This window comes from Hydrogenophaga sp. GW456-12-10-14-TSB4 (genome assembly GCF_059424305.1).
In genome coordinates this window covers 56234-68641 of record NZ_JBWKZH010000016.1, presented here as the reverse complement: position 1 = coordinate 68641, position 12408 = coordinate 56234, and the positions used below count along the sequence as shown (strand labels likewise).

Annotated in this window: 12 protein-coding genes; 3 read left to right on the top strand and 9 right to left on the bottom strand. The window is 68.3% G+C overall.

The genetic code is table 11. The annotated features are described in order from the left end of the window. Positions 1–36 precede the first annotated feature (36 nt). The 3 genes from AC07ZS_RS10565 to AC07ZS_RS10555 are packed head-to-tail and all read left to right on the top strand — an operon-like array spanning position 37 to position 1372. Complete coding sequence (locus AC07ZS_RS10565; RefSeq protein ID WP_494798554.1) at positions 37–429, top strand: YfeK family protein; 393 nt, start codon at positions 37–39, stop codon at positions 427–429. 20 nt (positions 430–449) lie between these two features. Continuing rightward, positions 450–974, top strand: a complete 525-nt coding sequence (locus AC07ZS_RS10560) for an ASCH domain-containing protein (protein ID WP_494798553.1) — start codon at positions 450–452, stop codon at positions 972–974. 23 nt (positions 975–997) lie between these two features. Continuing rightward, complete coding sequence (locus AC07ZS_RS10555; RefSeq protein ID WP_494798552.1) at positions 998–1372, top strand: DUF805 domain-containing protein; 375 nt, start codon at positions 998–1000, stop codon at positions 1370–1372. An 85-nt stretch (positions 1373–1457) separates the two neighbouring features. Here AC07ZS_RS10555 and dnaJ read toward each other — a convergent pair whose 3' ends face one another. From dnaJ to AC07ZS_RS10510, 9 genes are all read right to left on the bottom strand, one after another. Beyond that, a complete protein-coding gene (gene dnaJ, locus AC07ZS_RS10550) occupies positions 1458–2594 on the bottom strand; it encodes a molecular chaperone DnaJ (protein WP_494798551.1) in 1137 nt (378 codons plus the stop codon). A gap of 81 nt (positions 2595–2675) precedes the next feature. After that, positions 2676–4613: a molecular chaperone DnaK gene (dnaK, locus tag AC07ZS_RS10545; RefSeq protein ID WP_494798550.1), complete on the bottom strand. Its 1938-nt coding sequence runs from the start codon at positions 4611–4613 to the stop codon at positions 2676–2678. A 92-nt stretch (positions 4614–4705) separates the two neighbouring features. Further along, positions 4706–5266, bottom strand: coding sequence for a nucleotide exchange factor GrpE (grpE, locus tag AC07ZS_RS10540; protein WP_494798549.1), 561 nt, complete (start codon positions 5264–5266; stop codon positions 4706–4708). A 145-nt stretch (positions 5267–5411) separates the two neighbouring features. Next, a complete protein-coding gene (locus tag AC07ZS_RS10535) occupies positions 5412–5741 on the bottom strand; it encodes a winged helix-turn-helix transcriptional regulator (protein ID WP_494798548.1) in 330 nt (109 codons plus the stop codon). Positions 5742–5852: 111 nt separating this feature from the next. Beyond that, positions 5853–6419: a MarR family winged helix-turn-helix transcriptional regulator gene (locus AC07ZS_RS10530; RefSeq protein WP_494798547.1), complete on the bottom strand. Its 567-nt coding sequence runs from the start codon at positions 6417–6419 to the stop codon at positions 5853–5855. A gap of 14 nt (positions 6420–6433) precedes the next feature. Then, positions 6434–8125 (bottom strand): acyl-CoA dehydrogenase family protein, encoded by a 1692-nt coding sequence (locus tag AC07ZS_RS10525; RefSeq protein WP_494798546.1) that lies wholly within the window; start codon positions 8123–8125, stop codon positions 6434–6436. A gap of 18 nt (positions 8126–8143) precedes the next feature. Continuing rightward, complete coding sequence (locus AC07ZS_RS10520) at positions 8144–9874, bottom strand: tannase/feruloyl esterase family alpha/beta hydrolase (RefSeq protein WP_494798545.1); 1731 nt, start codon at positions 9872–9874, stop codon at positions 8144–8146. 23 nt (positions 9875–9897) lie between these two features. Next, entirely contained in the window at positions 9898–10635 is a 738-nt protein-coding gene (locus AC07ZS_RS10515; RefSeq protein ID WP_494798544.1) for an ABC transporter ATP-binding protein, read from the bottom strand. Position 10636: 1 nt separating this feature from the next. Further along, positions 10637–12406 carry a branched-chain amino acid ABC transporter ATP-binding protein/permease gene (locus AC07ZS_RS10510; protein WP_494798543.1) on the bottom strand — a complete coding sequence of 590 codons (1770 nt, stop codon included), beginning with the start codon at positions 12404–12406 and terminating at the stop codon, positions 10637–10639. Between the last annotated feature and the right edge of the window lie 2 nt (positions 12407–12408).

Below are 12408 nucleotides of genomic sequence, written 5' to 3'. Positions count from 1 at the left end.
CCAAGCGCTACAGTGGTTCTTCTGGAGGCGAACCTGATGCAACGCTGCAGACTTCACGCCCTGTGCTTCATCGTGCTGACTTGCGTGGGGGGTCTGGTGCTTGCCGACCCCACCCCCGCACCCGTGCGCGCGGAGATCGACGCCCTGCTGAACCGACTCGAAACGTCGCACTGCCAGTTCCTGCGCAACGGCAGCTGGCACGATGGTGCGCGGGCCAAGTCGCACTTGCTGGACAAGCTGGCCTACATCGAGAAGCGGGGCACGGTGCAGAGCGCGGAGCAGTTCATCGAGCTGGCCGCGTCGCGCAGCAGCCTGTCGGGCCGGCCGTACCAGGTCCGGTGTGGTGAGCGGGCGCCGGTCGAGAGCGGTCGCTGGCTCGGTGAGCAGCTCACCGTCCTTCGCGGGGCTTCCGGTGGCGCCAAGCCCTGATGCCATGTGCTTCCCTCACAATGCCGGCCATGTCACCAATGCCTCCCCCCATCGCCGAGTTCTGGCAGGCCTTTGTCGCGTCGAGCGCCGGCGTGGACGAATCGCGGTTCTACGAAGCGTTTTACTTCGCCGACAGCGAGGCCCTGGCGGATTCACTGGCCGCTCTTGTGCTGTCCGGCACGAAGCGCGCGACGGCTTCGGCCTTCTGGACCTTCGAGGCCCAGGGCAAGCGCGCGCCGGAGCCGGGCGACCTCAGCGTCGTGACCAACTGGGCCGGTGTGCCGCAATGTGTCATCGAAACCATGGCTGTGGACCTCATCCCCTTCAACCAGGTCAGCGCCGAGTTCGCGGCCACGGAGGGCGAGGGCGATGGTTCGCTGGGGTATTGGCGCGAAGCTCACGAGCAGTTCTTCCAGCGCGAGTGCGCCTTGCATGGGCGCGCCTTCACCGAAGACATGCCGTTGGCCTGCGAGCGCTTCAAGGTGGTGTACCGGCCCGGAATTTGGCTACAGTGCCAAGGTGGCGTCGAATTGAATCAAATCTAATTGTTTTTATGGAGGGAGTGAGTATGAATTGGATCACCATTGTTTTGAAGAAGTACGCGACGTTCAGCGGGCGCGCGCAACGGGCGGAGTACTGGTATTTCGTCCTCTTTTATCTGGTGGGGTATTTCGCATTGACCATGCTTGATCACGCCCTTGGCCTGTGGTCGAAAGAGGCGGAGGCCGGTGTTCTGGGCAGCATTTTCGCGTTGGGCGTTCTCTTGCCTTTCATTGCGGTTGCGACCCGTCGTCTGCACGACATCGGCAAATCCGGCTGGTGGCAGCTGATCGGTTTTATCCCCTTGCTCGGCGGCATCGTGTTGATCGTTTTCTTCGCGCGAAAAGGCGACGCCGGTTCCAATGAATACGGGCCTTCTCCTTTGTCACCTGACAACGCCTGAGCCGTCGACGTCCTGAATTGACCGCCACAAACAGAAAAGCGACGCATCAGCGTCGCTTTTCTGTTTTCAGGCCCTTGCGTTCAGATCAGCTGAAGAACGACTTCGCCTTCTCGAACCAGCCCTTGTCGTTCGGGCTGTGCTTGTGGCCGCCTTTCTTGAACGACTCGTCGAGCTCCTTGAGCAGCTTGCGCTGGTGCTCGGTGAGCTTGATCGGCGTTTCCACCGCCACGTGGCAGTACAGGTCGCCGGGGTAGCTGCTGCGCACGCCCTTGACGCCCTTGCCGCGCAGGCGGAAGGTCTTGCCGCTCTGCGTGCCCTCGGGCAGGTCGATGGTGGCCTTGCCCGCGAGCGTGGGCACGTCGATCTCGCCGCCCAGGGCGGCCACCGTCATGCTCACCGGCACCTGGCAGTGCAGGTCGTCGCCCTCGCGCTCGAAGATGTCGTGCTTGCGCAGGCGCACCTCGATGTAGAGGTCGCCCGAGGGGCCGCCGTTCTGGCCCGGTTCGCCGTTGCCGGTGCTGCGGATGCGCTGGCCGTCGTCGATGCCGGCGGGGATCTTGATCTCCAGCGTCTTCTGACGCTTGATCTTGCCCTGGCCATGGCAGACGGTGCAGGGCTCGGGAATGATCTTGCCCTGGCCGTGGCAGGTGGGGCAGGTCTGCTGCACGCTGAAGAAGCCCTGGCGCATCTGCACCGAGCCCTGCCCGTGGCAGGTGGTGCAGGTCTTCACGCTGGTGCCGGGCTTGGCGCCGGTGCCGCTGCAGGTTTCGCAGTTGTCCCACGACGGGATGCGGATCTGCGTTTCCTTGCCGGCGGCGGCTTCTTCCAGCGAGATTTCCATCGCGTAGGACAGGTCGGCGCCCCGGTACACCTGACGCCCGCCGCGCTGGCCGCCGCGCGCACCACCGAAGATGTCGCCGAAGATGTCGCCGAACGCATCGCCGAAACCCCCGAAGCCCTCGGCTCCGCCCGGGCCGCCGCGCATGTTGGGGTCCACGCCCGCGTGGCCGTACTGGTCGTAGGCCGCCTTCTTCTGCGGGTCCGACAGCATCTCGTAGGCCTCCTTGGCCTCCTTGAACTTCTCTTCGGCCGCCTTGGCCGCATCACCCTGGTTGCGGTCGGGGTGGTGCTTCATCGCGAGCTTGCGATACGCCTTCTTGATCTCGTCGTCGCCGGCGTTCTTGGGCACGCCCAGCACTTCGTAAAAATCGCGTTTAGCCATGGTCTCTAACTGCTTGGGTGGAACACAAACGCCGCGTCAGGTTGCCCGGACGCGGCGAATGGGGTGGGAAGCGGGCCCCGATCAGCCCTTCTTGACTTCCTTGACTTCGGCATCGACCACGTCGTCGTCGGCCGGCTTGCTGCTGGCCTGCTGCTCGGCGCCTTCAGCGGCACCACCGGCGGCGGCGGCTTCGGCTTGCGACGCGGCGTAGACCTTCTCGCCCAGCTTCTGGCTGGCGGCCATCAGGGCTTCGGTCTTGGCCTCGATGGCTTCCTTGTCCTCGCCCTTGGCGGCTTCTTCCACGTCCTTCAGCGCGGCTTCGATGGCTTCCTTCTCGGCGCCTTCGAGCTTGTCGCCGTGCTCGCCCAGCGACTTCTTCACGCTGTGCACCATGGCTTCGGCCTGGTTGCGGGCCTGCACCAGCTCGACCTTCTTCTTGTCGTCGGCGGCGTTGAGCTCGGCGTCCTTCACCATCTGCTGGATCTCTTCTTCCGACAGACCCGAGTTGGCCTTGATGGTGATCTTGTTTTCCTTGCCGGTGCCCTTGTCCTTGGCGCCCACGTGCAGGATGCCGTTGGCGTCGATGTCGAACGACACCTCGATCTGCGGCATGCCGCGCGGTGCGCTCGGGATGCCTTCGAGGTTGAACTCACCCAGCAGCTTGTTGCCCGAGGCGATCTCGCGTTCGCCCTGGAACACCTTGATGGTCACGGCCGGCTGGTTGTCCTCGGCGGTCGAGAAGGTCTGCGCGAACTTGGTCGGGATCGTGGTGTTCTTCGTGATCATCTTGGTCATCACGCCACCCATGGTCTCGATGCCCAGGCTCAGCGGGGTCACGTCGAGCAGCAGCACGTCCTTGCGGTCACCGGAGAGCACCTGGCCCTGGATGGCGGCGCCCACGGCCACGGCTTCGTCGGGGTTCACGTCCTTGCGCGGTTCCTTGCCGAAGAATTCCTTCACCTTTTCCTGCACCTTGGGCATGCGGGTCATGCCGCCGACCAGGATCACGTCGTGGATGTCGGAGACGCTGATGCCGGCGTCCTTGATGGCCGTGCGGCAGGGCGCGATGGTGCGCTCGATCAGCTCTTCCACCAGGGCTTCGAGCTTGGCGCGCGTGAGCTTGATGTTCAGGTGCTTGGGACCCGAGGCGTCGGCGGTGATGTAGGGCAGGTTCAGGTCGGTCGCGGCCGAGCTGGAGAGCTCGATCTTGGCCTTCTCGGCGGCTTCCTTCAGGCGCTGCAGGGCGAGCACGTCCTTGCTCAGGTCGACGCCTTGTTCCTTTTTGAACTCGCCGATGATGTAGTCGATGATGCGCTGGTCGAAGTCTTCACCGCCCAGGAAGGTGTCGCCGTTGGTGGAGAGCACCTCGAACTGCTTCTCGCCGTCGACGTCGGCGATCTCGATGATGGACACGTCGAACGTGCCGCCACCCAGGTCGTACACGGCGATCTTGCGGTCGCCCTTTTCCTGCTTGTCCAGGCCGAAGGCCAGGGCCGCGGCGGTGGGCTCGTTGATGATGCGCTTGACGTCCAGGCCGGCGATGCGGCCGGCGTCCTTGGTGGCCTGGCGCTGGGCGTCGTTGAAGTAGGCCGGCACCGTGATCACGGCTTCGGTGACGGGCTCGCCCAGGTAGTCCTCGGCGGTCTTCTTCATCTTGCGCAGGATGTCGGCGCTGACCTGCTGGGCCGAGATCTGCTTGCCGCGCACTTCCACCCAGGCGTCGCCGTTGTCGGCGGCCACGATGGAGTAGGGCATGAGGTTGATGTCCTTCTGGACTTCCTTCTCGGTGAACTTGCGACCGATCAGGCGCTTGATCGCGTACAGCGTGTTCTTGGGGTTGGTGACGGCCTGGCGCTTGGCGGAGGCGCCGACCAGCACTTCCCCGTCTTCCTGGTAGGCCACGATCGAAGGCGTGGTGCGAGCGCCTTCGGCGTTCTCGATCACCTTGGTGTTGTTGCCTTCCATGATGGACACGCACGAGTTGGTGGTGCCCAGGTCAATGCCGATGATTCGTCCCATGTGGTTGCTCCGATGCGAAAAGTGAAGATGTTGTGAAAAACGATGTGGGGAAGGTGTGGATAACCGGTGGGTATTTCAAGCCCGGCGGGTCATCATTTGGGGGCTGCCACGGTCACCAGGGCCGGGCGCAGCACGCGGTCGGCGATGAGGTAACCCTTCTGCAGCACGCTCACCACGGTGTTGGCTTCCTGGTCGGCGGGCACCATGCTGATGGCCTGGTGCTGGTGGGGGTCGAACTTCGCGGCCCCGGTCGGGTTGATCTCCAGCACCTTGTGGCGCTCCAGGGCGCTCTTGAGCTGCTTGAGCGTGGCCTCGGTGCCTTCGCGCAGCTGCTCGCGCGTGGCTTCCTGGATGGCCAGGCCGGCTTCCAGGCTGTCGGCCACGGCCAGCAGGCTCTCGGCGAAGCTTTCCACGGCGAACTTGCGGGCCTTGCTGACCTCTTCCTCGGCGCGGCGGCGGGCGTTTTCAGCCTCGGCCTTGGCGCGCAGGAACTGGTCGGCCAGGTCGGCGTTCTGGGCCTTGAGGGTGGTGATTTCCTGGGTCAGGGCGGTGACGGCATCGGCCTGGTTGGCGGCCTCGGCGGCCAGGGCCTCTTCGGGGCTCATGGGCGCGTTCAGGTCGGGCTGGTCGGTGTTGTTGGGCGTCTGGCTCATGGGTCTTGGATGTGCGTGAAATCAATGGCCAGGACGGCCATGCAGGGCAATTGGGGCCGAACGCCCCGGATTCAAGGGTGGGGGGTGGCCCTTTTGCCACCGGGGGACGCTGCCAGCGCTGAGCGGCCTGTCCAGGGGCGTGATTCTATGTCCCGGCCGGTGCCGGGTGGGCGGCGCGCGCCTGCTGGTGTGACCATTTGCCCGCGAATTGCTGCACTTCCACCAGGCGGCGCGCCAGGTCGGCGCCCTGGCTGGTGAGCCGGTAGCCGTTGCCGCCGTGGTCCACGAGGCGGGCGGCGCGCAGTTCCTTCAGGCGGGTGTTGAGCGTGTTCGGGGTGACGCCGCCCACGCTGTCCTGCAGGAGCCGGAAGGTTTGCGGGTGCCCGTCGCTCAGGGCCCAGATCACGCGCAGGGCATAGCGCGATTCCAGCAAGTCGAAGAGTTGCATCACGGCAGCGTTGTCCTTGGCACTCATGCGAGGTCTCCTGCGACGGGCCCGTCTGGTTCTCGCAATATACGACCCGCGCTACCGGTTTGCTAGCTGCGGGTTCCGCCACCCTGTGGCGCAAAGGCAAAGCCTACGGATTTACCCCGATTGCGCCGGCGCGGCCGGGCGGCGGTACACCTTGCGCAGCAGCCCGATGAGGGTCTGGAGCTCCGCCGGCGAGAGGCTCTCGGCCACGTCGCGCTCCAGCGCGGTGGCGGTGGCCTGGGCTTCGCGGTACATGCGCTGGCCGGCGGCGGACAGGTGCAGGCCCTGCGCGCGCCGGTCGGTGGGGTGGGGCTTGCGCAGGATCAGGCCGCGCTTGTGCAGGCTTTTGATCATGCCGACCAGGTTGGGCGGCAGGATGTCCAGGGCGGCGCAGATCTGGCGCGAGGTCACGCCCGGGTTGTGCGCGATCACCGAGACCACCGAGAAGTCCACCGGCCGCATGCCGTAGGGCTCCATGCGGCGCAGGAACACGGTGATCACGGCCAGCGCGGTGCGGCGCGCGTTGTAGCCCAGCAGGGTTTCGAGGTAGCTGGTGTCGATCTCGGGCCCTGCGCTGTCCGGGGTGGTGTCCGGCGTCGACTCGGCCGCTGTGGGTTTGCGCGGGCCGCGCGGGCGCCGCAGGGCGTTGGCCGTGGAAACGGTGGAGGAGGTCGCGGACATGGTGGTCGCGGAGCTTAGCTGACCAGCGTGGCGTCCATCATGGACAGGCGCATCTCGAACTCGGGCCAGACCCAGCGCCAGAAGGCGGCGCGGGCCTCGGCGCCGTGGCCGTCGGTGGCGGCCAGGCGTTGCCAGGCCCAGGCCATGAGCAGCAGGGCGGTGGCGCGCAGGAAGTCGTCGGCCAGCCAGAACGGGCGGTCGGCCGCGGTGCCCGCCAGGGGCACGACGCGTTCGCGCACGAAGTCACCGAAGCGCGCCAGGGCGTCGCGGGTGGCGCCGGCCTCGGGCAGGGCAGCCAGGTCGTCGGCGAGATCGGTCAGCAGGGCCTGCAGCGCGGCGGCGCCGTCGGGCAGGGTCTTGCGCACCAGCAGGTCGATCGCCTGGATCTCGTTCGTGCCCTCGTAGATCATGGCCACGCGGGCGTCGCGCACGTGCTGCTCGACGCCCCATTCGCGCACGTAGCCGTGGCCGCCGAACACCTGCAGGCAGGCGCTGGCACCGCTGAAGGCCTGCTCGGTCCAGGCGGACTTGAGCACCGGCGTGACCAGGCTGCACCAGCGCGCGGCGGCCTCGCGCCGGGCGGCCTCGGGGTGGTGTTTCTGGATGTCGAGTTCGAGCGCGGTGCGGTAGGCGATCACGCGCCCGGCGTCGATCCAGGCGCGCTGCGTGCCCAGGATGCGCTGCATCGCGGGGTGCAGGGCGATCAGATCGGCTTCGCCGGCCTTGCTGGCCGTGCCCGGGGCGCGCATCTGGCGGCGTTCCTGCGCGTAGGCGCTGGCTTTCTGCCAGGCCGCGTCGAGCAGGCCCACGCCCTGCAGGCCCACCAGCAGGCGCGCGGCGTTCATCATGACGAACATGGCGTTGAGACCCTTGCCGGGTTCGCCGACCAGGGAAGCGGCGGCTTCGTCGAAGCGCATCACGCAGGTGGGGCTGCCGTGCAGGCCCATTTTTTCCTCGATGCGCTCGCAGTGCACCGCGCTGCGGCGGCCATCGGCCTCGAACTTGGGCACCAGAAAGAGCGAGAGGCCCTTGGGGCCGGGCGGCGCGTCGGGCAGGCGCGCGAGCACCAGGTGCACGATGTTGTCGGACAGGTCGTGTTCGCCGCCGGAGATGAAGATCTTGGTGCCGCTGAGGGCGTAGCGCCCGTCGGCCAGCGGCACGGCCTTGGTGCGCACCAGGCCCAGGTCGCTGCCGGCGTGGGGCTCGGTCAGGCACATGGTGGCGAGCCATTCGCCCGAGGCCAGCTTCTCCAGGTAGCGCGCCTTGAGCGCGTCGCTGGCGTGGTGGCGCAGGCATTCGTAGGCGCCGTGCAGCAGGCCGGGCGCCATGGTCCAGCCGTGGTTGGCGGCGTTGAGCATCTCGTGCAGCACGGCTTCCACCACCGTGGGCAGGCCCTGGCCGCCGTCTTCGGGGGCGCTGGCCAGCGAGGGCCAGCCGGCCTGCCAGAAAGCCTGGTAGGCGTCGCGGAAACCGGGCGGCATGGTGACCGTGCCGGCGTTCCATTGCGCACCCACCTCGTCGCCTTCGCGGTTGAGCGGGGCGATCACCTCGCCGACGAACTTGCCCGCTTCCTCGATCACCTGCGTGAGCAGCCCGGTGTCGGCGTGCTCGGCGAGCGCGGGCAGTTCGGCCAGCTGTTCGTGTGCGCGCAGCACGTCGAACAGCACGAAGCTGTGTTCGGAGGCAGGGGGCTGGTAGGCGTTCATGTCGAGGGAAGAGGTCGATCAGCGGCAGGTGAAGCTGGAGGCGGCTTCGGCCGGGCCGGTGCCGTTGTAGCGCGCCACCGCGGGGTAGGCGCAGAGCGGGCGGGTGCGGGTGGCCGACCAGTCGGCCGGCAGTTCGGCGTTGGCGCCGCCGGGGTTGCCCACGCCGCGCGCGCTGGCGGTGACGGCCTGAGGCGCCACGCCTTGTTCCACCCACTTCACGAGCGGGCCCAGCAGGTCGAACTGGTCGGTGGCCGGGCCGCCGCTGCAGTGGTTCATGCCGGGCACCGGGAAGTAGCGCGCGAAGTCGGCGGCCTGACCGTTCTGCGAGCGGTTCAGGCGCTCGACCCACTGGCGGGTGTCTTCGGCGGAGAAGATCGCGTCGCTCACGCCGTGGTAGAGCACCATCTTCGCACCGCGTGCGCGCAGCGGTCGCAGGTTGTCGGGCTGCTCGTGGCCGGGCGGGCTCATCAGCGAGAGGCCCGATTCGCGGTAGGTGTCGCTGGTGGCGGCAATGGCGGGCAGCAGGGCGTCGATGTCGGCGCTGGCGAAGTTCACCGGCGCGGCCGGCGGTGCGGTGAACACCGTGCCCACCGAGAGCGGGTCCAGCGCCACGGCGTTGACGAATTTCCAGGTCGCCCAGTTGGCGCCGGCGATGCCGGTGTCGTGCGGGAAGGCGCTGTAGATGGGCCGGCCGTTGGCGGCCTTGCCGCCGGCCTGGACCTGGGCCAGCGTGGTCTTCTGAGCCGGGGTGAGGCAGCTGCCGTCGCGCGCGCCGCTGCAGCTGGGCACGTCGCGCACCACGTCGAAGGCGGCCTGGCAGGCCTGCGTGGCCTGCACCTGGCCATCGCTCAGGCCGTCGAGGGCGTCGCATCGGTTGAGGATGGCGCGCGCCACGGTCTGGCGTTCGGCCGCGCTCAGGGCGCTGCCCAGGTCGGGGATGGTGGCGTTCGGGTTGAGCGGGTGCTTCACCGTGGCGCCGGGCGTGGCCAGCGGCGTCCAGCGCTGGGCGCCCCACAGCTGGGCCAGGGCGGCGTTGGGCAGGCGGTAGCCGGGCGCGCCGATCAGGTAGCCGTCGTACTGGTCGCCCAGGCGCGAGGCCGCCACCATGGCGTGGCGCCCGCCGTTGGAGCAGCCGCCGATGTAGGAGCGGTCCGGGCCCTTGCCGTAGGCCGCGGCGATCAGGGCCTTGGCCATGGGGGTGAGCTTGGCCACGGCCTGGTAGCCGTAGTCCAGCCGGGCCTGCGGCTCCAGGCCGAAGACGGCGGTCTGCGCGCCGGTGTGGCCGGCGTCGGAGCTGATCACGGCGAAGCCCCGCACCAGGGCGCCGGTCAGCGGGCCGCCGCCCAGCGCACCCTCGGCCGGGCGCACGGCGCCGTCGAGCCCGCCGTTGCCCTGGTGGTAGAAGCGGCCGTTCCAGGCCTGGGGCAGGCGCATCTCGAAGCCGATGGCGTAGTCGCGGCCGTCGCTGCCCTTGCGCGGGTGCATCTGGCCCTTGACCAGGCAGTGCGCGGCCACCGGCTGGCCGCCCAGCGCGAGGCCGCCGGCCGCCACCGGTGCGGCGGAGTCGATGCGGGTCTGGTCGAAGCGGAACTGGCCGGCCAACGCCTCGCACTGGCGCAGGCTGGCGCCCACGGCGGGCGCGAGCGGCGCGGGCGCGGGGCCCGGGGGGGTGGTGCCGCAGGCGGCGATGAACAGGCCCAGGCCGAGCGGCAGGGTCAGGCGGTGCAGGCGACGCTGGGCGTTCTTCATCGTGGTCTCCTCGGGGGGGTGGATCAGGCGCTCTTTCTTGCGGTGCCGAGGTAGGTCTCGATCACGCGCGGATCGCTGGCGAGTTCGCTGGCCGGGCCCTGGGCGCTGAGTTCGCCCATTTCGAGCACGTAGCCGTGGTCGGCCACCTGCAGCGCGGCGCGCGCGTTCTGCTCCACCAGCACGATGGTCACGCCGGTCTGGCGCAGCCGGTCGATGATGGCGAAGATCTCTTTCACGATCAGCGGCGCCAGGCCCAGGCTGGGCTCGTCGAGCATCAGCAGGTCGGGCGCGGACATGAGCGCGCGGCCCACCGCGAGCATCTGCCGTTCGCCGCCCGAGAGCGTGCCGGCGAGCTGGGCGCGGCGTTCCTGCAGGCGCGGGAAGATGCTGTAGACGTCGTCCAGGCGGCTGCGCCACTTCGCATTGCCCAGCCGCATCTGGCGGAAGCCGCCGAGCAGCAGGTTGTCTTCGACGGGCATGGTGCCGAACAGCTCGCGCTTCTCGGGCACCAGGGCCATGCCGTTCATCACACGCTCTTCGAGCGTGAGGGTGCTGATGTCCTGGCCGCGGAACTCGATCGTGCCCTGGCCGGGCAGGATGCCCATGAGCGTGTTGAGCAGGGTGGACTTGCCCGCGCCGTTGGGGCCGATGACGGTGATCACACCACCGGCTTGCGCCTGCAGGTCGATGCCGTGCAGCACCTCGGCGCGGCCGTAGCCGGCGCGCAGGCCCTTGACTTGAAGAATGGGGGTTGTGCTCATGTCAATGCTCCGTGCCGAGGTAGGCGGCGCGGACTTTGGGGTCCTGCTGCACGTGTTCCGGGTCGCCTTGCGTGAGCAGGGTGCCGAATTCCATCACCACCAGGTGGTCGCAGATCTGCATCACCAGGTCCATGTCGTGTTCCACCAGCAGGATGCTCATGCCTTCGGCCTTGAGCTGGCGCAGCACGCCGGCCAGGGCCTGCTTCTCCTTGTGGCGCAGGCCGGCGGCGGGCTCGTCGAGCAGCAGCAGGGTCGGGTCGGCGCACAGGGCGCGCGCGATTTCCATCAGGCGCTGCGGGCCCATGGCCAGGTTGCCGGCCTGCTCGTGCAGGTACTCGCCCATGCCGATGCGCTCGAGCTGGCGCTGCGCCTCGCGGAACAGCAGGCGTTCCTCGGCGCGGTTGGCGCGCAGCATGGCGGGCAGCACGCCCTTGCGGCCGCGCGTGTGCGCGCCCAGGGCGACGTTTTCCAGCACCGTCATGTCCGGGATCATCTTCACGTGCTGGAAGGTGCGCGCTATGCCCAGCTGCGCGATGGCGCGCGAGGGCTTGCCGATCACGTTGCCGCCCTGGAAGCGCACCTCGCCGCCGGTGGCGGGCAGCACGCCGGTGATCAGGTTGAAGGTGGTGGACTTGCCGGCGCCGTTGGGCCCGATCAGGCCGACGATCTGGCCGGCATGGATCTGGAAGCTGATGTCGTTCACCGCCACCAGGCCGCCGAACTGCATGCGCGCCTTCTGCACGTCGAGCACCAGCTCGCCGGTGGCGGGCTTGGCGCGCTCGGGCAGGGCGGCGGCGTTCTGCCAGTCCACCGTGCGCGGCTTGGGCGCCTTGCCCTTGCCGACCACGGACCACAGGCCGTCGGGCAGGTACTTGAGCACCACCACGAGTGCGATGCCGAAGACGATCACCTCGTAGCTGCCGCTGGTGCCGATCAGGCGGGGCAGCAGGACCTGCAGCTGGTCTTCCAGCACGCGGATCAGGCCGGCGCCGACGATGGCGCCCCACACGTGGCCCACGCCGCCGATGACGGCCATGAACAGGTACTCGATGCCCATCTTCAGGCCGAAGGCCGAGGGGTTCACCGTGCGCTGGAAGTGCGCGAGCAGCCAGCCCGCCACCGAGGCGGACAGCGCGGCCAGCACGAAGATCGTGACCTTGTAGCGGAAGGTGCTGATGCCCATGGCCTCGGCCATCTGCGAGCCGCTCTTGAGCGAGCGGATGGCGCGGCCCGCGCGCGAGTCCAGCAGGAACATCAGCGCGGCCACGAAGGCCAGCAGGATGAACCAGGTCAGCACGAAGAAGGCGCGGCCCTGGCCGATGTCGAAGCCGCCGACGGACAGGCTCTTGATGCCCAGCAGGCCGTCGTACTTGCCCAGCGCGTCCAGGTTGCCCATGAGGTAGTACAGCGACAGGCCCCAGGCGATGGTGGCCAGCGGCAGGTAGTGGCCCGACATGCGCAGCGTGATCAGGCCCACGATGAGCGCGCTGCCGGCGGTCAGGGCCATGCCGATGAACAGCGTGATCCAGGGCGACATGCCCAGGTTGAGCGTGAGCCAGGCCGTGGTGTAGGCGCCGATGCCGACGAAGGCCGCCTGGCCGAACGAGGTGAGGCCGCCCACGCCGGTGAGCAGGATCAGGCCCAGCACCGTCATGCTGTACATGCCGATGTAGTTGAGCTGGGTGATCCAGAAGTCGGGCAGGGGCAGCACCGCGACCAGCGGGATCGCGAGGGCCAGGATCAGCAGGCCGAGGTTTTGGCTTTTGGGCATTT